The organism is Arcticibacter sp., assembly GCF_045629565.1.
In the GTDB taxonomy this organism is placed as follows: Bacteria; Bacteroidota; Bacteroidia; order Sphingobacteriales; family Sphingobacteriaceae; genus Arcticibacter.
The window spans coordinates 191,048-213,276 of sequence record NZ_JAZQRL010000100.1; the positions used below are offsets into that span (position 1 = coordinate 191,048).

14 protein-coding genes are annotated in these 22,229 nt (G+C 46.5%); 9 read left to right on the top strand and 5 right to left on the bottom strand.

The window, feature by feature from the left end; genetic code table 11:
- Nucleotides 1–71: 71 nt before the first annotated feature.
- Complete coding sequence (locus ACKI5J_RS12765) at nt 72–950, top strand: aminotransferase class IV (RefSeq protein WP_407429860.1); 879 nt, start codon at nt 72–74, stop codon at nt 948–950.
- A gap of 84 nt (nt 951–1,034) precedes the next feature.
- Here the strand turns inward: ACKI5J_RS12765 and ACKI5J_RS12770 are convergent, their stop codons facing one another.
- Nucleotides 1,035–2,243 (bottom strand): PmoA family protein, encoded by a 1,209-nt coding sequence (locus ACKI5J_RS12770; protein WP_407429861.1) that lies wholly within the window; start codon nt 2,241–2,243, stop codon nt 1,035–1,037.
- 69 nt (nt 2,244–2,312) lie between these two features.
- Between ACKI5J_RS12770 and ACKI5J_RS12775 the strand changes: the two genes are divergently transcribed.
- The gene (locus tag ACKI5J_RS12775; RefSeq protein ID WP_407429862.1) at nt 2,313–3,161 is read left to right on the top strand and encodes a DUF2911 domain-containing protein; all 849 of its coding nucleotides are present in this window, start codon (nt 2,313–2,315) and stop codon (nt 3,159–3,161) included.
- Between the two features lie 85 nt (nt 3,162–3,246).
- Here the strand turns inward: ACKI5J_RS12775 and ACKI5J_RS12780 are convergent, their stop codons facing one another.
- The gene (locus ACKI5J_RS12780; protein WP_407429863.1) at nt 3,247–4,950 is read right to left on the bottom strand and encodes a sodium:solute symporter; all 1,704 of its coding nucleotides are present in this window, start codon (nt 4,948–4,950) and stop codon (nt 3,247–3,249) included.
- Nucleotides 4,951–5,074: 124 nt separating this feature from the next.
- On the bottom strand, nt 5,075–7,513 hold the full coding sequence (locus ACKI5J_RS12785; protein WP_407429864.1) for a PIG-L family deacetylase: 2,439 nt from the start codon (nt 7,511–7,513) through the stop codon (nt 5,075–5,077).
- Nucleotides 7,514–7,725: 212 nt separating this feature from the next.
- Between ACKI5J_RS12785 and ACKI5J_RS12790 the strand changes: the two genes are divergently transcribed.
- Both ACKI5J_RS12790 and ACKI5J_RS12795 read left to right on the top strand, forming a co-directional pair.
- Nucleotides 7,726–10,353, top strand: coding sequence for a glycoside hydrolase family 3 C-terminal domain-containing protein (locus ACKI5J_RS12790; RefSeq protein WP_407429865.1), 2,628 nt, complete (start codon nt 7,726–7,728; stop codon nt 10,351–10,353).
- Nucleotides 10,354–10,760: 407 nt separating this feature from the next.
- The gene (locus ACKI5J_RS12795) at nt 10,761–11,477 is read left to right on the top strand and encodes a 3-ketoacyl-ACP reductase (RefSeq protein WP_407429866.1); all 717 of its coding nucleotides are present in this window, start codon (nt 10,761–10,763) and stop codon (nt 11,475–11,477) included.
- Between the two features lie 51 nt (nt 11,478–11,528).
- Here ACKI5J_RS12795 and ACKI5J_RS12800 read toward each other — a convergent pair whose 3' ends face one another.
- Together ACKI5J_RS12800 and ACKI5J_RS12805 are read right to left on the bottom strand one after the other, a co-directional pair.
- A complete protein-coding gene (locus ACKI5J_RS12800; RefSeq protein WP_407429867.1) occupies nt 11,529–12,863 on the bottom strand; it encodes a Gfo/Idh/MocA family protein in 1,335 nt (444 codons plus the stop codon).
- Nucleotides 12,864–12,984: 121 nt separating this feature from the next.
- The gene (locus tag ACKI5J_RS12805; protein ID WP_407429868.1) at nt 12,985–13,764 is read right to left on the bottom strand and encodes an IclR family transcriptional regulator; all 780 of its coding nucleotides are present in this window, start codon (nt 13,762–13,764) and stop codon (nt 12,985–12,987) included.
- Between the two features lie 283 nt (nt 13,765–14,047).
- On the opposite strand from ACKI5J_RS12805, the gene ACKI5J_RS12810 reads away from it, so the two are divergent.
- From ACKI5J_RS12810 to ACKI5J_RS12830, 5 genes are read left to right on the top strand one after another with little or no spacing between them, the layout of a single operon-like run.
- Nucleotides 14,048–17,146, top strand: coding sequence for a SusC/RagA family TonB-linked outer membrane protein (locus ACKI5J_RS12810; RefSeq protein WP_407429869.1), 3,099 nt, complete (start codon nt 14,048–14,050; stop codon nt 17,144–17,146).
- 9 nt (nt 17,147–17,155) lie between these two features.
- Entirely contained in the window at nt 17,156–18,718 is a 1,563-nt protein-coding gene (locus ACKI5J_RS12815) for a RagB/SusD family nutrient uptake outer membrane protein (RefSeq protein ID WP_407429870.1), read from the top strand.
- 54 nt (nt 18,719–18,772) lie between these two features.
- Nucleotides 18,773–19,933: an ABC transporter substrate-binding protein gene (locus ACKI5J_RS12820; RefSeq protein ID WP_407429871.1), complete on the top strand. Its 1,161-nt coding sequence runs from the start codon at nt 18,773–18,775 to the stop codon at nt 19,931–19,933.
- Nucleotides 19,930–21,093, top strand: coding sequence for a CaiB/BaiF CoA transferase family protein (locus ACKI5J_RS12825; RefSeq protein WP_407429872.1), 1,164 nt, complete (start codon nt 19,930–19,932; stop codon nt 21,091–21,093). The genes ACKI5J_RS12820 and ACKI5J_RS12825 overlap by 4 nt, the downstream gene beginning before the upstream one ends.
- Nucleotides 21,080–22,222 (top strand): CaiB/BaiF CoA transferase family protein, encoded by a 1,143-nt coding sequence (locus ACKI5J_RS12830; RefSeq protein ID WP_407429873.1) that lies wholly within the window; start codon nt 21,080–21,082, stop codon nt 22,220–22,222. Before ACKI5J_RS12825 ends, ACKI5J_RS12830 begins: the two co-directional genes overlap by 14 nt.
- The last annotated feature ends 7 nt before the right edge of the window (nt 22,223–22,229 follow it).

Below are 22,229 nucleotides of genomic sequence, written 5' to 3' on the forward strand. Positions count from 1 at the left end.
TGTTTATTTATTTGTGTACATTGTTGTAACAACTGTATACTGTTCATTAATCATTTTTGACATCTTATCGCATGGTAGTTACCAAGAAATCCTTTCCTGACCTCGTTTACCTCAACGGAGAATGGCTGTCTCACGATAGCGCGTATGTTTCGGTCTTCGACCGCGGATATATGCTCGGTGACGGGATTTACGAAGTCATCCCCGTTTATAAGGGGAAGCCATTTGCCCTGGAGGGACATATGACGCGGTTTCAAAACGGCTTGAACGCGGTCGCGATTGACTTCAACGTTGGCGACCTACAGCCCCTGTTGCTCGAGTGCCTCAGGCGGTCGTCCCTGGACTCCTCTGATGCAGCAATCTATGTACAGGTGACCAGAGGGGTAGCACCGCGAACCCATTTTTTTCCTGAAGGTGTAAGGCCCAGTATTCTGCTCTATGCTTACCCCATCACATTGAAGGGGTTTGAGAGTAAGCTCGCCGGTGTAATCGTCTCCGAGGACATTCGATGGCACAGGTGCGATATCAAATCCATTTCTTTAATGGCGAACGTGCAGGCAAACAACGAAGCCCACCGGCAAGGAGTCCTTGAAAACCTTCTTTCCAGGGATGGATATATTACAGAGGGCTCACACACATCTGTTTTTTTCGTTAAAGACAATACGGTATACACACATCCTGAGGGTCATCATATATTGCCCGGCATCACTAGGAAGGTGGTAATAGGCCTGTGTGAAAAGCTAGGCTTCGCCTTTAAAGAGGAAGCTGTCCGAACCGATGAGATGAAGTATGTAGATGAGGTTTTTCTGACCGGAACCACCGTACAGATTACCGCGGTTACTTCCGTCAGGGTAGACGGTAACGAAGTGTTTAAGACAGAGGATGGAGGTCCGCTCACCAAAAGGCTTCAAAGGGCGTTTATAGACTATGTGGCGGCCGAGATCGACCGGTAATTAACCTTCTATAGACAAATATTAGCGCGTAGCATTTCCTCCGGAGATCCAGTTCTGACTGGTGGGCATAACGCAGGGCCGATGCTAATCCTGATCCTCGCCCATTGTAGTTTTTACCTCCAGCGGCTTACTGTAATCACGCCACATGCGGTCTATAAAACGAATATCTGCATCACCGTCATAAACGATGAACCGATATCTCGCTATATAGGGTTTTCCGGGCTCGATCACGAATTCTCCGGCCTGAGACGGAGCGAAACTGATGTAAGGCTCTTTCGGATGAATCCTTAGCGGTTGTGGAGCCCGAAAGTTTTCAGGGTGAGACAGAATGGTAATCCCGGTTTCCTGACCAGCTACATTTCCGCTGACGCGGATCCAGTCGGCAGCCGTGGCATTCCCTGTCTCTCTGTCCTTTCCTACCGAAGTAAGGAAGTTTGCATTGCCCGTTCCGTTCCATTCGCCGTTACCTCGGAAGGCAATGCCGCCATATATATGATGCAGGAGCTTAAGGGGATCTGACGTCGCACATTCTTGTCTCAGCTCAACATCAAACAAGTAATAAGGCTTGTCCGATCCTGTCAGGTTAAAAACGCGAACGGTAAAATCTTCATCTAAAACCTTCGTATGAGGTATTGACGTCTTATCTATATAGCTGTTTTTTGCTGAGAGCAATGCCAATACCGGGCCCGATTGAATATGGTCAATTCCTTCGAAAAGTACGGCACCTGTATTATCATCTACATTCCAGAAATCCGGCTTGTTTCCACGGAACGACGTTTTAGTCCAGGCTGCCCATACCCCATGATGATGCTTGTGATCTGACGGGTAATCATCTGTTATCTGTAGTCCGCCGGGCGAAAGTACTGGATGCACATAACCACCCCTTCTGTAGACAGGGGCTACACCATCCGGCAAAGGCGCCTGACCTGTCTGGAAGCCTAGAACTTGCTTCCCCGCAAGCATAACGCTATAATCCGTTTGCGACTTAATCGCTGTTATAGTGGCCTGTGCCTTCTTTGCTTTCGCGAGGCTGAGAACCTTCTTTTCACCGGCATCAATGTCAATTATGCTGACCGCTTCACCACCCGGCAGCACCTGAACAGGGTATATGGCTTTGCTCACGCGATCAACGAGCTGGAGTTGTGCCTTGCCTGCCGATTGTTTGTACGGGAAGCTTATAATACTGCTCTTCCTTGCATCTCCGTTGTTGGAAACGGTTAACTGGAGGGCTTTCTGTCCGTAGCCCTGAGCCGACGTCGAAATTAAAAATAGTGTAACAAATCTCTTAAACATCCTAGGAATTGGTCTTACTGAGGGAACTTTCTTAATTTATCCCTTAATTTGTTAAATATAAATAACATTATGAACAAAATAAGAAGAGTTATCGTGATGGCAGTCGCGGGGGTAATGCTGTCTGCTAACCTGCAAGCCCAGGATGTGAAGCTGCCTGCTCCGAGCCCTGCCCAAACAGTTACCCAGGAGTTTGCACTTTCCAATATTTCGGTAAGCTATTCCAGACCGGCAGTGAAGGGAAGGACTATTTTTGGTGACCTGGTTCCATACGGGCAAATTTGGCGGACAGGAGCTAATTCCCCTACAAAGATCAAGTTCGGCGAGCCAGTCTCCATCAATGGAAAGCCAGTACCCGCCGGGGAATATGCACTTTACACCATACCAGGAGAGAGCCAATGGACATTTATCTTAAGCAAAAAGCTCTCTTTATGGGGATCTTCGGGTTATCAGGAAGCCGATGATCTGATGAGGTTCAGCGCTGCACCACAGCAACTTCCTTTGAACGTGGAAAATTTCACCATTCTTTTCACCAATCAAACGGCGAACGCTGTTGATATCCAGCTGTTATGGGCTAATGTCGCGGTAGGATTTACCGTCAAAGCGGATATAGACGACAGGATCCTTGCATCAATCGATCAGGCGATGAAGGGTGAGAAGAAACCCTATTTTCAGGCAGCAAGCTATTACTTTGAAAAAGGGCTTGACATCAACAAAGCTGCGGCCTGGGCTACTGAGGCGGTAAAGTTACAACCCGACGCCTATTGGGTAGAGCATCTTAAAGCAAAGATCTTATTAAAGAAGAATGATAAGAAGGGTGCAATAGCTGCGGCTCAAAGCTCTATGAAGAAAGCTGAGGCTCAGAATAATCCCGATTACGTCGCTTTGAATAAGAAACTGATAGCAGAAGCCGGTAAATAACCAACACTTTAACTGCGTCCTGCCGATAGCAGGCGCAGTGATCTTTAGATTTCCTTTGAGACGTCCAGGAAAGTACCCCCGGTGATTATCCTCCACCTGCTCCCCGAAGCGTCGCTTTCTCCTCTTGTTTTGGAAGCAGCATTTCAGCAAGAATACTGAAGATGACCACCAGTACACAGCCGAGTACGTTTAGCCAGAGATAAGCCATTACTTCATAGTAGTACGCCAGGCATACTAAAACTTCTGCCACAACCGCCGCCACGAAAACGGCATTTCCCTTAACCCATTTAACATAAAAGGCTACTACAAATATGCCTAGAATAGTTCCGTAGAATAGCGAACCTAATATGTTGACGGCCTCAATCAGATTCCCCATTTTTCCGGCGTATAGCGCCATGCCGATGCTGATCAGTCCCCATCCGATGGTACTGGCCCTGGAAAACTTAAGGTAGTTCTCCTCACTGGCGTTTGGATTTATCAAACGCTTATAGATATCCACCGAAGTGGTGGAAGCCAGGGAATTAAATGCGCTGGCTATAGAACCCATCGAGGCAAGAAAGATGATCGCAATCAGCAGTCCCACCAGCCCCTTTGGAAGATGCTGCGTAACGAAAGTTAGAAAGACATAATTCGAATCGTTGGTATCCGCTTCCTTATTGTTCCTCTTCATCAAAGCAGTCGCTTCGTCCCTGGTCTTTTCCATAGCCTGGTTCGACTCTTTGACCTGTTTCCTCAGCAGTGGATTCTCGCTATCTTCAGCAAGTAGCGTAGCAACTTTCCGCCGCTCCTGAAATTCTGCCTGATACCGTTCATCTAGCTGATTGTATTCCTTGCTGAGCGGAGACTCAGATATGCGCTTTACTTCATAGCTATTGAAGAACAAAGGAGGCTGATTGTACTGATAAAAAGCGAATACCAGCACACCGATCAGGAGAATCAAAAACTGCATCGGGATCTTTACTACGGCATTCATGATGAGCCCGAGCCTGCTCTGGTTAACAGACTTTCCGGTAAGATACCTCCCTACCTGCGACTGGTCAGTGCCAAAATAGGAGAGCTGCAAAAAGAAGCCTCCCAGAATTCCGGTCCACACCGTATAGCGGTTGTCCCAGTCAAAGTTCCAGTCGATTACATTCATCCGATCCATGCTGCCGGCAATATGCAAGGCTTTGTGCATACCTACATTATCCGGTAAAAGCATAACAACAACGATCCCCGCCAAAAAGAGTCCGGAAAAGATAATGCTCATCTGTAGAAGCTGTGTGTATGATACCGCCTTAGTTCCCCCATAAACGGTGTATATGATCACCAATCCGCCGGTAAACAGGGTTGTGTAAAGGGTATCAATTTGCAGTATGGTCGATAGAATAATAGCAGGAGCATAGATAGAGATGCCTGTAGATAAACCCCTCTGTATCAAGAACAGAAACGCGGTAAAAGCGCGGGTCTTAAGATCAAATCGTTGCTCAAGATATTCGTAGGCAGTATAGATCTTCAGCCTGTGAAAGATTGGCACGAACGTGATGCAGAGAACAATCATCGCCAGAGGTAAGCCGAAATAGAACTGCACAAACCTCATCCCATCTGAAAACGCCTGTCCGGGTGCCGACAGGAAGGTGATGGCGCTTGCCTGTGTCGCCATAACAGACAGCCCGACGTGGTACCATGGCAAAGACTGATCTCCCAGAAAATAGTGGTCCATATTTCGGCTGCCACTGCTCTTCCATACGCCATAGATAACTATCGAAGCTAATGTTATTCCAAGAACAACCCAATCAACTAAGCTCATGAGTAAATATTAGTTATCACGGAGAAAGCGGCTATCATGAAAATGAGCCATAATAAAATGATCAGGTAAAATTGCTTCCAGGATCGTATGAAAGGAGGAAGGCCTTCTTTGTTCTCTTTCATTTTCAGCGGGAAATAAGATTTACAAACAGACGGTAGGCGCCAGGTACGCCAGCAGGGAGTTGTCTGAAAAAAGACAAACCGGTATAGACAAATCTACCTTTTCCATAGTTTGAAACAAATAAAGCTCCCGTATTTTCAACTTCGCCCATATCTCGCATGGCAAGCAGCGATTCATACCTCGGATCAATTGAACCGCCGAAATATAAACCTCGTTCCTGTACCCAGCCATCAAAGTCCCGGGCAGTGATCTTATTCGGGTAATTGAAGATCCGGTGTTCTGGATGAAGCATCTTAACGGGTGCATCTTCCTCGGTTACCCGGCTACGCGTAATGGAAAAAGGGTAAGGGCCAATATTAGGGAGCATCAAAGGCTGGCTGACGTTATATTGTACGAGTAATACACCACCGTCCTCTACATACTTTAAAAGTTTATCATTGGCATGTTTGATAGCGGGCGAAACGTTGTAAAGTCGTATGCCGGCAACAATGGCGTCAAAAGAGCTCAAGTCAATGTTATCCAGGGATCCCGGGCTCAGCATGATCACCTCGTATCCCATTTGCTTCAAAGACTCGGGGATAAGATCGCCGGCTCCGGGTATATATCCAATCCTGTTGCCTGCCTTCCTGACTTGCAGTCGCACCAGATTAATGGCAGCTTCCGGAAACCAGGTTGTGGCCGGGATATGATCATAGTGAATGCTTCTCATTGCCTTGCTCCACGTGACTCCGTCAGTGGTTAACTCAGCGGTCAACTGTCCTGATACGGCCGATTGACCCGCTTTTACCTCAAATCTGAATGTTCGCTCTTCTCCTTTGGTCGTCATCTGATAGGGAACTGATTGCGGATTTGATGTCCATCCATCTGGTAATTTGAGCCGCAAATCACCTTTAGCAGCGCTATTGAACGATTTCAACTTCACCTCTAAGGATTGCGGTTGCTCATCCGTGTAAAGTAAGCGGGAGCTTTGGAGAGCGATAACGACAGGCGGAGTCACTTCCAGCTTGCGGTACACCTCACCCCGTACAGGATCGGTGAATTTGTAGACTACGGGTCTGTTATATGGAATCGTCCGGCCGTCAATGTGAAGGTTGATTGTGATTGCAAGCGGAGCAGGACTCTCAGCCATGCCAATATATTCCCTGTTGCTGATCTTGTATTCGCCTATCGGATGTGCGTTTTCCAGCCAATAAGGCTGACTTAGACGAGATGCTTTAACACGTTCATCCAGAGACTCCATCCGGTTATAGGCTAACGAAGTTTTCTGCTCTGAAGCTCCGCTGATGATTGGAGCGATAGCTGCACCACCCGGGTATCGGGAGATGGCCTGAATTCTTAGAGGGATACTATCTGTAATAGAGTAGGCCGGCTCTGACGCATATACTTCGAACCACGTGCCGCTCGCTGCAAGAATGAGATCCGCTACTTCGGCCATTTTTAGCGCCTTGAGTTGTTGATCCGGAAGACCCGACATCATTTCGTATAGCCGTAGCAATGCGGGCACAGACTTTTCTGGCGACTCGATCCGGTAATCGCGGTTAACCTCTGCAACGAGCTTGGCAATGGAAGCACCGTTTGGTGCTATTTTCCAATTCTCCTCCCTGCCCTCCAAAAGATCTTTCCTGGCAGGTGCACCGCCTAACAATTGAAAGTATTCAAACGATTCACCCCTTTGCTTGGCTACTCCAAATCCCTGTGATTTGTGCTGTGAGCGGCTCTCAGATGCAATTTCCCCGTAAGACTGGCCCAGAAGAGCATTATACTGTCCCACATCAATCTTCAGTTGATCTTCGCTCGTTGTGTTATTTCCCCCGAAATTGAACGTATTCCATAAAATGCGGTGTGACTTCCAGGGCTTGACAAAGGAAAGCTGCTCTGGAAAGGCGAGGGGATCTGCGGCTGCTTTAAATGCTTCGATTGCTAAAATAGCAGAAGCTGCATGATGTCCGTGACCGGCCCTGGCATCAGGTGGAAAGCGCGTTATGATAACATCAGGTCTGAACTTTCGGATTACCCATACAACATCTGACAAAATGCTGTCTTTGTTCCAGATCTTGAACGTCTCTTCGGATGTCTTGGAGAAACCAAAGTCATTGGCTCTGGTGAAAAATTGTTCCGCTCCATCTATTTTTCTTGCTGCCAGGAGTTCCTGTGTGCGAATCAGCCCAAGCTCCTCAGCTTGTTCTGTGCCGATCAGATTTTGCCCTCCATCTCCTCTCGTTAGTGAAAGATAACCGGTTCTTACCTGGCGTTCAGTGGCCAGGTAAGACAACAACCGCGTGTTTTCGTCGTCAGGATGCGCGGCGATATACAGCACGCTGCCTGTAACTCTGAGCTTCTGAATGCCTAGTTTAATTTCTGACGAAGAAAGCTGCACGGAAGTCTGACCTAAGACAATACAAGATAAGAGCAGAAAATTGCAGACAAGGAAAAAAAGTTTCATTTTATGATGTAGTAGGGGGAGTAAATTTAATGCCTTCGATATACCTTACCATGCAATGTCTGTAAAAAAGATGATTGATACGCGCATATTTCGCTAAATATCTCTTTTTTCAATAAAGACACAGGATAAATTTATAGTTTTATGGAAACGATTCAACTAACTTAACCTAAAATACCAACGTTGGCATGAAGCTGAACATTAAAATTTTTTCCATGAACAAACCACTTAACCTACTGATTGTATTGATCCTCGTGGCAACCACGTCCTTCAAGCCTCCGCAACAAGCTCCTTATACCTATCTCTTTCAGGATCCCGCGAAAAGCATTGAGGCACGGGTGGATGACCTTGTTTCGAAGCTGACTTTGGAAGAGAAGGTAGCACAGATGTTAAATGCCGCACCAGCTATTGAGCGTCTCGGGATTCCGGCATATGACTGGTGGAACGAAGTACTTCACGGAGTGGCGCGTACGCCTTATAAGGTAACCGTATTTCCGCAGGCAATCGGTATGGCAGCTACATTTGACACCTTGTCTTTATTTCATATGGCTGACTTTTCAGCTTTAGAAGGCAGGGCAATCTATAACAAGGCTATTGCTGACGGAAAAGAGGGTCAGCGCTATGTCGGCCTTACTTACTGGACGCCGAACATAAACATATTCAGAGATCCCCGCTGGGGCAGAGGTCAGGAAACCTACGGGGAGGATCCTTATCTGACGGCTATGCTGGGCAAAGCCTTTGTTCACGGGCTTCAGGGGGACGATCCGAAATATCTGAAAGCCGCCGCCTGCGCCAAGCATTATGCCGTCCACAGTGGTCCTGAGCCCTTAAGGCATGTATTTGATGTCACTGTCAGCAAATATGATCTGTGGGACACTTATCTGCCCGCATTTGAAGAGTTGATCGTCCGGGGGAAAGTTGCAGGTGTCATGTGTGCATATAACGCCTATCAGGGTCAGCCATGTTGTGGAAGCGATCTGCTGATGACTGATATCCTGAGAAATCAATGGAACTTCGATGGTTATGTAACATCTGACTGTTGGGCGATAGACGATTTTTATAAAAATCACAAAACCCATCCTGATGCAGCGAGTGCCTCCGCAGACGCTGTGATGCACGGAACAGACCTTGACTGTGGAGAGGAAGCATATAAAGCGCTGGTGCAGGCAGTAAAGCAAGGGAAAATAACCGAGAAACAAATCGATGTTTCCGTAAAGCGATTGTTTACCATCCGGTTCAAGCTGGGCATGTTTGACCCGGTCGCCATGGTTAAATATGCACAAACGCCGGTTTCTGTGCTGGAAAGTGAGCCGCACCGCGCGCATGCCCTTAAGATGGCTCAGCAATCCATTGTACTGCTGAAAAATCAAAACAATGTTCTTCCTCTAAGTAAAAAGCTGAAGAAGATTGCTGTACTCGGACCGAATGCCGATAACGAGATTTCTGTTCTTGGAAACTACAACGGAACTCCATCAGAAGTGGTAACTGCCCTGAAAGGTATAAAGAACAAGCTCGGACCGGGCACCGAAGTGGTATTTGAGCGTGCGACTACCTTCACAAAGGACACATTGCTTATTTACAGAGATGTGAGTGCACAATACAGCTTTGATGGAAAAAAAGGTGTGAAAGTCGAATATTTCAGCAATAAAGAGCTCAGTGGCAGCCCTATCGTTAGCCGTATCGAACAGGATATCAACCATAGCTGGCAGGAAGGTGAAACAGTAGTGAATCAAATGAAAGCCTACAGTTTTTCCGCACGTTATACTACAGACTACAAAGCAACCGAGACCGGAAGCATCACCTTTGAAGTGGAAGGCGATGACGGTTACCGCTTTTCTGTCAATGGAAAGGAAGAACTGAACGCCTGGACAAGGAACAGGTGGGGGGCGAAAAGCTTCAGGTTAAACACCGAAAAGGGCAAAACCTATCGTTTAGTTATGGAGTACTATCAGGATGGTGGAAAGGCTTCTATAAAGCTTCGTGCGGGAGATTTTGCGAAAACGAACTTCCAGCAATTGGCCAACCGTCTGAAAGACGCAGATGCGATCATCTATGTGGGCGGTATTTCGCCGCAGCTTGAAGGTGAAGAAATGAAGGTGAATGAGGTGGGCTTCGATGGAGGTGACCGTACTTCCATTTTATTGCCTGCTGTTCAGACGGAAATGATGAAAGCACTCCAGTCTACTGGTAAACCTCTTGTATTTGTAATGATGACAGGAAGTGCTATCGCTACCCCCTGGGAAGCTGAAAATGTTCCGGCAATTGTTAATGCCTGGTATGGTGGACAGTCTGCCGGTACGGCGATAGCAGATGTACTTTTTGGTGACTACAATCCTGCAGGCCGTTTGCCGGTAACATTTTATGGAAAGGATTCCGATCTACCACCATTTAATGATTATTCCATGAACAACCGTACTTACCGATACTTTACCGGAAAGCCGCTGTTCGAATTCGGTCATGGCTTAAGCTATACCACTTTCACTTACGATCAGCTGAATATTCCAGGGAATGTAAAGACGGGAGATAAAGTGTCCGTTAATGTTCGGGTTACCAATTCAGGTACCCGTGACGGCGATGAAGTTGTCCAGTTGTATCTTTCGCACGATGGCAAAAATAAAACTGCTTTAAGATCGCTTAGGGGATTTAAACGGGTATTCCTCAAAAAAGGCGAGAGCCAGGTGGTATCGTTCACCCTCAACCCTGAGGACCTGTCTGTCGTAGGTGAAGACGGAACCGCTCGCCAGCCGAAGGGAAAGGTGATGATCACCACTGGGGGGAGTCAGCCAAACCCAGGCGCAATCAGTAATAAAAAGGTCGCGCAAAAAGTCTTAACTGTTCTCTAATAGAAACCAGTACTTTTTTTAACGGTCTGTGACTTACATCACAGACCTTTTTTTTGTGCGAAGATTTTCCCTGGTTGCTGCCCCGGGACGACTGTAGTCGATGGGGTGTCTGTTAAGTGGCATCATGCACTTAGTGCAATTCTAGACAAGTAGGATATGCAGGTGATAAGACCCCCACTTTATTCCCTGATGAGTCCGACTTTTAGCTGTTAAAGTCGGACTCATCAGGGCCTTACATCGGGATAAACAGGGTCTCATATAGAGGATTGTTAAGCCCAGCCAGTCCGGATTCTGTAAGGTGTTTTTACGAATAGGCCCCATTGGTTTAGTAAGTTTGTCATAAAATGGGGGAACAGATCTGAGTCTGCGATTTAGTATTTAAGTTTGTGTCGTAAAATCGCGTTAATATGGAATCTATAAAAGGAAAAATAGCATTGGTAACCGGAGCAGGGAAAGGTATCGGGAGAGCAATAGCCTTAGCTTTGGCCGATGAGGGAGTACATGTAGGCTTAATAGCAAGGACGGAGAGCGACCTTCAGCGCCTGGCGAATGAAATTGAGGCGAAAGGAGTAAAGTCTGCCATGGCAGTGGCAGATGTAAGCAGCATCGACTCTGTGAGCACAGCAGTTGCAGAAATTCAGCAGGCTCTCGGGAACGTCGATATACTGATAAACAATGCCGGTATTGCTAAGTTTGGCAAGTTCCTGGATTTGGAACCTGAGGAATGGGAAGCACAGCTAAAGGTAAACTTGTTCGGCGTGTATTATGTAACGCGGTCTGTCATACCGCAGATGATCGAAAGAAAGACAGGCGATATCATAAATATCTCATCTACCGCGGGGCTGAAAGGTGCAGCAACTACTAGTGCTTATAGTGCTTCAAAATTTGCGCTCTTAGGATTAACAGATTCGCTGATGCAGGAAATGCGCAAGCATAATATTCGCGTAACGGCACTTACACCAAGTACTGTTGTAACAGATCTCGCAAAAAGTTCTAATCTGATTAACAATAACGAGGAGCGCGTAATGCATCCGGAAGATCTTGCAGAGCTTATCATTTCTCAGCTAAAGCTTAACAGACGGGTTTTTGTAAAGGACTCGTCTATGTGGTCAACGAATCCCTAGCATATTTGACTTTAAAAAGAAGAGTTGCGCATGGCAACTCTTCTTTTTAAACTATGCATTACCTCTGGTCGGGTGCGGTTTGAGTTTAGTCAGATCTTTGATCTTCACGACCTTTCCTTTGTCTATACTCTGTCTGGCGGCAATACCGACCAAAATAGACATAGCACCATCACGACTTCCGGCGCCTTGCTTATAAGGATCAGGTCCAGGGTTAAACAGCTGCTGTCTCAGGCGTTTATCTCCTCCACCATGTCCTTCTTCGGTATTGTCGATGCGGATATATTCGGTGTCGCCAAAATTCCTGGTAACCTGTATTTCGTCATATTTTTCCATCTCCCAGGGTTGTCTTTCATGTATCCATGCGTCGAGCTTACCTTTGGTACCATTGAATGAAATCCGGTAGCCCTCGTATGGTGAATACGTGGTGAGAGAATAGCTAACCTGAACGTTGTTTGCATATTTAATTTGAACGGCCATCTTGTCGAAGATATCGATATCTTCTTTCCATACACAGCCATCACGGTGATAGCCATCGTACTTCTCATTGTCTACGTAAAGCTGGACCAGGCGCGGGCTCTTCGTTACGTCGAAATAGAATTTACATTTATCTTTATGAGGACAAGGACGGCAGTGGGTGTGGCGAAACGGATTGTTTTTTCCGTAAAACTCCAGCGAGCCGTTTGCATAAACTTCTTCCGGGTCGGAATTTAGCCACCAATTCAGGAGGTCAAAATGATGCGTTGATTTATGGACCAGCAAAGAGCCTCCAAACTCTCTTTTCCTGTGCCATCTTCTGAAATAGTCGGCACCATGAGAGGTATCCAGATACCAGTGAAAGTCAACTGACGTTACTTTTCCGATGGTGTCATTGTTAAGGAGTTCATAGATCTTTTGCCGGTGCGGAGAGTATCGGTAATTAAAAGTAACATATACTTTTTTGCCTGTTCTCGCCTCGGCATCGAGAATCATCTGACACTTCTTTTCGTCGGTCGTCATGGGTTTTTCCGTGATGACATCAGCTCCCGATTCCAGTCCCTTAACAATCTGCTCATGATGTGTACTATCAACGGTAGTTACTATTAGGATCTCTGGCTTTGTTTCCTTTAACATCTTGTCAAGATCCACATAAGTAGGGCAACTTAAATTCATCATTTTCTTTGCTGTTGCGACCCTCCCGGAATTTTTATCACAGAGCCCCACAAATTCGACAGTTTGTGCATATTCCTGAAGCACTTCCGTACCCCACATTCCAGTTCCCCTATGGCCGGTGCCAACCATAGCAATCTTTTTCTTGGGCAAATTAAGAGCAGAAGCAAATAGCGAGTCTGAAAGGAGGGCACCTGCCATTACAGTGCCGGTCTGTTGTATGAATTTTCTCCGAAGCATATTATTTTGGTTAGTAAAAACGAATCTAAAAAAATACACTGGCAAAACACGTTCGTCTAAACAAGAAAACTATGCAATCGATCCCGTAATAAATATATTACATGCTCGTATGTCCAACGGATCAGAACGGTGTCGTCTGCCCGATTCTGCTCCTGATTTTTTCGGCACACTTAAGGGCTTCAGCAAGGATTTCGTCATTTTCAATACCCTTATTCATATTCAATGTAGTTAAGCGGGAAACGGTCAGACATGCAGTGACTCCCTGAGCTGAAATGGAGACAGGAACTGCAATATCAACAACCCCTTCGGCCAACTCACTTCTTTTGATATAGTAACCGTCTTTTTTTATCTTTTTTAGCGTATCAAAGAAATTCTCCGGTTGGCTTTTGGTCACATCATCAAGATTGCTTTCGTGTAAGCTCTCTTTTAATACAGAGTCAGACATATAGGCTAGAAAAACTTTTCCCGATGCAGTAAGTGAAAGAGGGAAAGTATTTCCTTCTTCAACGGATAAGGCTATCGGTTCGGGACTCTTGGCGTGCATGATCACCAGCACCTTACTCATATACAAAATGCTCATATGGCAGGACTGCCGAATATGGTAGGCTAACTCTTCTATTGGATAGCGGGCAGCTTTGCGTAGTTCATCGATCGGTGAGTGACGATGGGAGAGATGATAGAGCTTCAGAGAAAGTCTGTACTTTCCGGAGATTTCGTCTCTCAGGATGTAATTTCTGGCTTCCAGGGTAGTTAACATCCTGTAAATTTCATTTGCGTTTTTATCAATTCCGGCAGCAATTTCAGTCTGCGACTGAGGTGTCGACTGCGATGACAGATACTCCAGTATGTCCAGTCCCTTATCTAAAGCCGGCGCATTGTACTTACTTTCCTTTTCTTTCATTGAGAGCGGTTTAGGTTAACAAACATACAAATCCCGGTGATATGTTTTAATAAACTCATTTAGGGAATTATCAAAAAGGGTTTTTATATATGAAATAACTATTTATATTTGAATTTACATCAACTAACTATTTTAATACATCAACTAATGGGGGAAATAACTTATGAGAAAAAACTAGTGTAGATCTTCTTAAGACTGCCGGATTCTACCGGGTTATTATTAACTAACCATCAATTATTTAACAATGCAAACTTTCAAACTAACTCTATCTAGTTGGGGAAGGATGTGTTTAACAGTATCATTTCTGTTAATCCATGTCTGTTATTCTGACGCTATCTACGCACAGGCCCCTGGTTCATCACTCATCTCTGGAAAAATAACCGCTGAAGACGGCGAGGAGTTGCCTGGCGTGAGTGTCAAGGTAAAGGGAACGGCCCTCTCAACAGTATCCGATGTTAACGGTAATTTTAAGATCTCCTCGTCGGGAAATGCAACGCTTGTCTTTACTTATATCGGTTTTGTCACACAGGAGGTACCCGTTCAAAACCGTACTTCGGTCAATGTTCAACTAAAGAGCGATAGCAAGGCCCTGGATGAGGTGGTTGTAATCGGCTATGGCACACAGCGCAAGGTCAACCTCACTGGATCTGTAGCGTCTGTTAGTGGTAACACCCTGACGCAGAGAGCAGCACCAAATGCAGCCTCGCTTTTACAGGGTCGTGTAACCGGACTTCAGGTAACCCAGAATTCCTCTGAGCCGGGGCGCGACAATCCTAGCTTTCTGATAAGAGGCCGCGGGTCATTCAGCGGTGGAACAGCCAACGAACCTTTGGTGTTAATTGACGGAGTGACAGGATCTTTCAGCAATCTGTCACCCGATGACATCGAATCAGTGACCGTGTTAAAGGATGCTGCATCCGCATCAATTTACGGTGCGAGAGCTGCGAATGGCGTAATATTGGTCACAACGAAAAGAGGGAAGAAAGGGCAGACGGTAATCAGCTACAGAGGAAATGTGGCCAGGCATACGCCAACTGCTTTACCTGACCTGATCACGAACTCCGCGGAGTATATGGAGATGTTCAATGCTGCCGCTACGAGACAAGGACTTCCTGCAACCAGCCAGTTTCAGCAAGCTGAAATAGAAAAGTATCGAAATGCAACAGATAGAAATCAGTATCCGAACTTCGATAACGTTGATTATTATATCAATCCCGCCACAGTGAACAATCATAATATCTCGGCATCAGGCGGGTCGGAAAAGAGCACGTATAATTTGTCACTGGGATACCTGGACCAAAACGCAATGATAAAAGGTTACAAGTACAAACGATACAATGGCCTGCTTAGCTACACGAATGATATAAGCAAGGTTGTCACGATCGGGACGTCAATAAACGCAACCTATAAAGACAGAAATGAACCTCCCTTCACCGGAGAGAATCTTACATTGGCCATTTATGCTGCGGGACCATTATACGGCCCGTTCCTGGCGGACGGAAGTGGTAGAATTGCTTCCAAGGCATACGCCTTTGAAGGCAGGAACCGTAATCCGCAGGAGTATTACGCCATGGGAAACCAGAGTACAAAGGAATACAACTTCAACGGACAGGCATTTATTGATGTAAAGCCATTTAAGGGTTTGACCTGGACAACCAAGGTGGCGATGAATTACGTGGATGAGTACTATAAGATGTACCAGAAAAATTATGATGCTTTTCTCTTTCAAAAGGGACCTGCTGATGCTGATTACACCCGAAATACCTTCGGGCCTGATATTTTAGGTGTTACAGATCAATACTCAAAAGTGTTGAATCCGACTATTTATTCTACCGCTACCTATAACACGACCATCGCCAAGGACCACAATGTTCGCTTCCTGGCAGGTTATGAGCAGTTGTTCTACAAGAATCAAAACCTCAGAGGGCGCAGGATTAATACGGTTGCTCCGGTCTTGACAGACCTTACGGGATACCTGCCGGGCGGTGAATCGTTATATTTTAACCATCCGAGACTTCCTTCGCTTCAAGCACCATCCGAATGGGCGATGCGATCTTTCTTTGGGAGTGCCAACTATAACTTCAAAGGAAAATACTTGTTAGAAGTAAACGCGCGATATGACGGAACATCGAAAGTATCGCCTGATTATCGTTGGGGTTTCTATCCCTCTGTCTCAGGAGGCTGGATAGTTTCTGAAGAAAGTTTCGTTAAAGACCGGTTTAACTGGCTAAGTAACTTCAAGCTGAGAGCATCATATGGTATACTTGGAAATCAGGATGTGGGGACTTACCTCTACCAGGATAACTTGGTGATTAACAATATATTTTATCCATTCGACAACGGAACGCTTCAGCAAGGTGCCGTAAACAACGTTTTCCGGGATCAAAGCCTGAGATGGGAGTCAACAAAAATGCTTGACCTGGGGCTTGATCTGGACATTAGGAACGGTCTGTTAGGGCTTACCTTTGATTGGTTCAATAAGACAACGTACGACATTCTGGCCAGCCAGCCGATCCCGGCAAGTCTCGGTTTAACCGCACCTACACTTAATGACGGAAGGATGCGTAACCGCGGTATTGAACTTGGGCTTACGCATCAGAACAGAATTGGCGAGGTTACTTACGGAGTTAACGGTCTCATATCTACGGCTAGAAATCAGGTGCTGGACATACGTATTCCGGCCGAGTCAGGTGCTAATATCAGAAGGATCGGGCTACCTTACGACGCACATTATCTCTACGTCTGGGACGGCATTTTCCAGGTAGAAGACATCGGCAATCCAAATGTTCCAAAACACGCTTTGAACATGAACCCCAAGGCAGGGGATCTTAAGATGAAGGATTTGAACGGCGATGGGGTAGTAGACGTGAACGACAGAAGGGTAGTCGACGGATATTATCCTGATTTCTCTTATTCCTTCGGTTTCAATGTAGGTTATAAAGGCTTCCAGTTAAATGGATTCTTCCAGGGCGTAGAGGGAATTAAGAGCCGGGTGAACAACTGGGGCATCGACCCCTTTATGCAAGGTACTGCACCAACTACAAAGTGGAGGGATGCATGGACTCCGGAGAACAGGAGCAATGAGCTTCCTGGCATCTACATCGCAGGTTATTCTGGCGTTGCAAGCTACGGTAGTTCTACCTACTACCTACAGGATGCATCCTACCTGAGACTTAAAAACATCATGCTTTCTTATGAGGTGCCTGTGTCTCTGGCGAAGAAAGTAGGTGCTAAGAATCTGGGTGTTTATGTATCAGCGGATAACCTCTTCACCATTACAAAATACGAAGGTGGTGATCCGGAGCGCGCCAGCCCGACAGGGAATTACGCCCAGTACCCTCAGGCGAAGATTTATAACGTGGGACTTAATGTTAAATTTTAAAAGACTGCCATGCGACATACATTTAAAATAGCCTGTGTGCTTACGGCCAGTATTCTACTGGGAAGCACTGCATGTAAAAATGACTTTTTAGACCGGAATCCTTTAAACAGCATTTCGAGCCAGATATTCTGGACGTCGGAAGCGGATGTTCAAACAGGCCTTACCGGCGTATATTCACGTCTTCAACAGAATTTCCTTGGATACGAGCGTGTATATCTTGATGGCCTTAGCGATAATGCCTATCTGGACCCGGGAAACGGGAACCAGCCTAACATGCAGATTCTGACCACGGGCGGCATCAATGCCGGCGTGACGGGAGCCATCGCAAATATGTACAGTACGCCATACCGGGCTATATCGTCATGCAATTATTTTCTGGATAATATCGATAAGGCACCCGTATCTGAAGAAAACAAAAATAAATACAAAGCTGAAGCACGCTTTATTCGTGCCTTGTGTTATTTCGACCTTGTTCAACTGTTTGGAGGTGTGCCGGTTTACAGGAACTATCTGAAATCACTGGATGAATACAAAATAGCGAAAAGCAGTCAGGAAGAAGTTTACGCCTTCATCGAGGAGGATCTTGATTTTGCTATACAGCATCTGCCCAATACCCGGTATAATGGTCACGCGGTGAAGGGAAGTGCACAGGGAATTAAGGCCAGAGTGCTCGTAACACAGCAGAAGTGGACTCAGGCCGTTACCGTATTGGAGGATTTGATGAGCAATTCATCTGGCTTGTTCTCTTTATCGAATAACTATGCTGCTTTGTTCACGGCGGCCGGACAAGCAAATCCTGCTGTTAATTCGGAAATTATGTTTTCGACACAATATCTTGGTCCTGTGAACCCGCAACGTACCACTCCTGGAGCAGCAGGCATGAACATCGAGCTTGGATGGTGGTCATTGATGCAGCCGTACAAGGATCTGGCTGACGATTACGAGATGAAAGACGGGCTTCCAGCGAGCGAATCATCCCTGTTTGATCCCGCCAATCCGTATGCCAACCGTGATCCACGTTTGGATCTAACAGTGAGGCTTCCAGGCGAGGTCTGGAGAAACGCCTCAGGTGTAGCATGGACGGACAGTTATACAACGGCTACAGGTTTCCTGGTTGAAAAATATGTTGATCTCTCGCAAGCGCCGTTCACTACGTCAACAGCAACGACCACGGATCAAGACTATATTCATCTTCGATATGCCGACATTCTGCTGATGTATGCGGAAGCGAAAAACGAAGTTTTAGCAACTCCCGACCAGTCGATATATAACGCTATTAACAAGGTGCGCTCACGCCCCGGCATCAATATGCCAGCGGTAGACGAGGAAAAATATAATACAAAGGAAAAGTTACGTGATTATATACGCCATGAATACCGGGTGGAGTTTGCCCTTGAGGGACAGCGTTATAACGATCTGAAGCGGTGGAAAATTGCCCATGTTAAACTTCCTTTGTTGAAAACTCCCAGCAATACGCCTCTTGTTTTCAATGAAAACAACTATCTTTTGCCATTTGCATCTTCTGAATTATTAAACAACCCGCAACTGATACAGAACCCGGGTTACAATTAACATATAACAAGAGAGGGTGGTGCGAACCACCTTCTCCATTTACTTATTTAAAACATGCCAGATACAATAACGCTAAAAGGAATTACCTGGAATCATAGCAGAGGGCTTGTGCCAATGGTTGCAACAGCGCAGCGATTTGCCGAGCTACATCCCGGAATGGAGATATCCTGGGAAAAACGCAGTCTTCAGCAATTTGCAGACTTTTCGATAGAAGAGCTTGCCAAAAGATTCGACCTCCTTGTCATCGATCATCCCTGGGCGGGGTTCGCTGCTAAAAAGCGGTCAATTATCCCATTGGATGAAGTACTACCTGCCGATTTTTTGATGAACCAGCAGCAGAACTCTGTTGGCCATTCTTACGAAAGTTATGCCTATGACAATCACCAGTGGGCATTGCCCATCGATGCTGCTACACCTGTAGCTGCAAGCAGGCCCGATCTGCTGGAGAAAGCTGGCATGGAGCTGCCCAAGAATTTTGAGCAACTGCTTTCCCTTGCTGATAAAGGTCTCGTCGCGTTTGCGGGAATTCCGATCGACGTGCTGATGAGCTTCTACATGTTCTGTAGTTCTCTGGGCGAAGACCCTTGCCAGGAGGAAGGTCAGATCGTTTCTGAGTCTGTTGGTATAAACGCACTGAAAATGTTCAGAGCACTCGCTTCGCGCATTGATGTTGCTCATTTCGGCCGAAATCCTATACAGATTTACGAAGTGATGACTCAGACAGATGAAATAGCCTATTGTCCGTTTGCCTATGGATATTCGAACTACGCACGGGAGGGATATGCCAGGAGTGTGCTGCACTTTCATGATATGATAACCCTGGATGGCAGGTCAAATATGAGGAGCACTCTGGGAGGTACCGGTCTCGCTATTTCAGCACACAGTGCCCACATGGAGGTTGCGGCGCAATACGCACATTTTGTAGCTTCAGAGGAATGTCAGCGCAGCCTTTACTTCAGTAATGGCGGTCAACCGGGACATTTGGCTGCCTGGCAGGATCCAGAGGCTAACCGTCAGACGAATAACTATTTTGCCGATACGCTTCCGGCATTGCAGAGAGCTTTTCTACGCCCGCGTTACTATGGACATATGTATTTCCAGGATCATGCCGGCGACATCGTACGCAACTACCTGATGAATGGTGGAGAAGAAAAATCCGTATTAAATGCTATGAATAAGCTGTATTTAGAATCAAGAAAACTTCAGATGATATGAGCAGGCCGCTGGAAGGATTATTAGTTTTGGAGTTTTGTCAGTTTCTCGCTGGTCCGTCAGCCGGGCTAAAGCTGGCAGACATGGGTGCCCGGGTTATCAAAGTTGAGCGGCCGGTGAAAGGGGAGGCAGGCCGGCAGCTGGCTATTAAAAATATGTTTGTTGATGGCGATAGCCTGCTCTTTCATACTATCAACAGAAACAAGGAATCATACGCAGCTGACCTGAAAAATCAGGATGACCTCGATGCTGTAAAGAAGCTTATTGAAAAGGCTGATGTCATTACGCATAATTTCAGGCCGGGTGTAATGGAGAAGATCGGACTGGACTATAAGTCTGTAAAAGCGTTGAACGCTAGAATAATTTATGCTACCGTTACCGGTTATGGCAACGTAGGCCCCTGGGCCAATAAGCCAGGTCAGGATCTGCTGGTGCAGTCTTTATCGGGACTTACCTACCTTTCGGGAACCGCTGATCAGGGACCTGTTCCCTTCGGCTTGTCAGTTTCGGATATTATGTGCGGCAATCACCTGACACAGGGTATTCTAGCCGCACTTATCAAGAGGGCCAGAACAAATGAGAGCGTACTGGTGGAAGTAAGTTTGCTGGAGTCTACGCTTGATCTGCAGTTTGAGGTAATCACAACTTATCTTAACGACGGCAAGAAGCTCCCCCAAAGAAGCCATGTCAAAGGTAGCGGACACGCGTATCTGAGCGCTCCGTACGGTATCTACGAAACTGCCGATGGTTACCTGGCACTCGCAATGGGAGATCTGAATAAGATTGGTCCGGCGATAGGGTGTGACATTTCTCAGCTCTACACGGATAGCCTCTCTTCTTTCGACAGGAGGGATGATATTCTTCGGGCGTTTTCAGAGACATTTAAAGAAAAAGAAACGAACGATTGGCTGAAGATCCTTGTCCCGCGCGATATATGGTGTGCTGATGTTTTAGACTATAAGGGAGCAACTGAGCTTTCTGTATTCAGGCAGCTAGGCATCAGACAGTCTGTTCAGGTGAGTGAATCGGTGCAAATCGAAACGACACGCAGTCCGATCCGCATCAACAGGGAGAAGCTACTATCTTCTAAACCAGCGCCAAAAGTTGGAGCACATAATTGTACACTGAATCAGGAATTTAATATAAAGAATGAAACCACTTGAAGGATATCTGATCATTGATTTCGGACAGTTCCTCTCGGGACCATCGGCAAGCTTGCGACTGGCGGACCTTGGTGCCAGGGTGATTAAAATTGAACGACCAGAGGGTGGTGATATATGCCGCTCCTTATATACATCGAATGTGGTGATGAATGGGGACTCATCCGTATTCCATGCGATAAACAGAAATAAAGAGAGCTTTGCTGCGGACTTGAAAAATCCGGAAGACCGCGATACGATAAGAACCCTCCTTGCAAAGGCCGACATCGTGATGCACAACTTCCGGCCGGGGGTAATGGAACGCCTGGGTTTCGACTATAACAGCGTTAGAGCAATAAAACCTGACGTCATCTACGGAGAGATATCCGGCTATGGAAGTGAGGGGGAGTATAAAGACCGTCCAGGTCAGGATCTCTTGCTCCAATCGCTGACCGGCTTGACCTGGTTAACGGGAAACGCTGATAGCGGACCCGTGGCAATGGGACTTTCTATTGTAGATATGCTGGCGGGTGCACACCTGGCCGAGGGAATCCTGGCATGTCTCTACCGGAAGACGGTCTCAGGAGAAGGGGGACTCGTGCAGGTCAGCATGCTGGAATCGGCTTATGATTTCCAGTTCGAGACGATCACCACCTTTATGAATGACGGGGGTGAGAATCCAAAGAGGTCTAAGACAAGCAATGCGAACGCCTATCTGGGCGCGCCTTACGGTATCTACCAGACAGCTGATGGCTATTTGGCCCTGGCGATGGGCTCGATTCCTGTCCTGGGAACGCTCCTGGAATGTGATGCCTTGGCTACTTATGCGGATGCTGCCGTCGCATTTCAAAAAAGGGATGAGATTAAAGGCATACTTGGGCGTCATCTCCAAACGAATACGACCCGAAAATGGCTTTCCGTTCTTGAACCTGCTGATATATGGTGCGCTGATGTCCTTAACTGGAATCAACTGTTCGAACATGAGGGATTCAAGGTATTAAATATGACCCAGGAAGTCAGTATGTCCGACGGCTATACTTACCAAACAACCCGTTGTCCTATACGTATCGACGGAGAGCTGCTGACCTCGGGGAAGGGCTCGCCAAAGCTTGGCCAGGATAATCAGAATATACTAAACGAATTCTCATTGTAATTATCAA

Excerpts from the sequence above, each read along its gene's own strand:
- ACKI5J_RS12820 (WP_407429871.1), top strand. The coding sequence starts at position 18,773 with ATGCCAGATACAATAACGCTAAAAGGAATTACCTGGAATCATAGCAGA.
- ACKI5J_RS12785 (WP_407429864.1), bottom strand. The coding sequence starts at position 7,513 with ATGAAACTTTTTTTCCTTGTCTGCAATTTTCTGCTCTTATCTTGTATT.
- ACKI5J_RS12780 (WP_407429863.1), bottom strand. The coding sequence starts at position 4,950 with ATGAGCTTAGTTGATTGGGTTGTTCTTGGAATAACATTAGCTTCGATA.
- ACKI5J_RS12795 (WP_407429866.1), top strand. The coding sequence starts at position 10,761 with ATGGAATCTATAAAAGGAAAAATAGCATTGGTAACCGGAGCAGGGAAA.
- ACKI5J_RS12805 (WP_407429868.1), bottom strand. The coding sequence starts at position 13,764 with ATGAAAGAAAAGGAAAGTAAGTACAATGCGCCGGCTTTAGATAAGGGA.
- ACKI5J_RS12815 (WP_407429870.1), top strand. The coding sequence starts at position 17,156 with ATGCGACATACATTTAAAATAGCCTGTGTGCTTACGGCCAGTATTCTA.
- ACKI5J_RS12770 (WP_407429861.1), bottom strand. The coding sequence starts at position 2,243 with ATGTTTAAGAGATTTGTTACACTATTTTTAATTTCGACGTCGGCTCAG.
- ACKI5J_RS12810 (WP_407429869.1), top strand. The coding sequence starts at position 14,048 with ATGTGTTTAACAGTATCATTTCTGTTAATCCATGTCTGTTATTCTGAC.
- ACKI5J_RS12775 (WP_407429862.1), top strand. The coding sequence starts at position 2,313 with ATGAACAAAATAAGAAGAGTTATCGTGATGGCAGTCGCGGGGGTAATG.
- ACKI5J_RS12765 (WP_407429860.1), top strand. The coding sequence starts at position 72 with ATGGTAGTTACCAAGAAATCCTTTCCTGACCTCGTTTACCTCAACGGA.
- ACKI5J_RS12800 (WP_407429867.1), bottom strand. The coding sequence starts at position 12,863 with ATGCTTCGGAGAAAATTCATACAACAGACCGGCACTGTAATGGCAGGT.
- ACKI5J_RS12825 (WP_407429872.1), top strand. The coding sequence starts at position 19,930 with ATGAGCAGGCCGCTGGAAGGATTATTAGTTTTGGAGTTTTGTCAGTTT.
- ACKI5J_RS12790 (WP_407429865.1), top strand. The coding sequence starts at position 7,726 with ATGAACAAACCACTTAACCTACTGATTGTATTGATCCTCGTGGCAACC.
- ACKI5J_RS12830 (WP_407429873.1), top strand. The coding sequence starts at position 21,080 with ATGAAACCACTTGAAGGATATCTGATCATTGATTTCGGACAGTTCCTC.